The organism is Klebsiella sp. HN106 (genome assembly GCF_051209435.1).
GTDB classification, from domain to species: Bacteria; Pseudomonadota; Gammaproteobacteria; order Enterobacterales; family Enterobacteriaceae; genus Klebsiella; species Klebsiella oxytoca.
Genome location: NZ_JBLURD010000331.1, coordinates 1 through 244, shown reverse-complemented (window position 1 = coordinate 244; position 244 = coordinate 1). Strand labels below are relative to the sequence as shown.

General features: G+C 52.5%; 1 rRNA gene. It reads right to left on the bottom strand.

The annotated features are described in order from the left end of the window. Nucleotides 1–244: ribosomal RNA gene (locus ACSIPU_RS31435) — 23S ribosomal RNA — on the bottom strand; the annotation flags it as partial.

Sequence of the window (244 nt, the reverse complement as noted above, 5' to 3'; positions counted from 1 at the left end):
GCACCGGGCAGGCGTCACACCGTATACGTCCACTTTCGTGTTTGCACAGTGCTGTGTTTTTAATAAACAGTTGCAGCCAGCTGGTATCTTCGACTGATTTCAGCTCCACGAGCAAGTCGCTTCACCTACCATCAGCGTGCCTTCTCCCGAAGTTACGGCACCATTTTGCCTAGTTCCTTCACCCGAGTTCTCTCAAGCGCCTTGGTATTCTCTACCTGACCACCTGTGTCGGTTTGGGGTACGA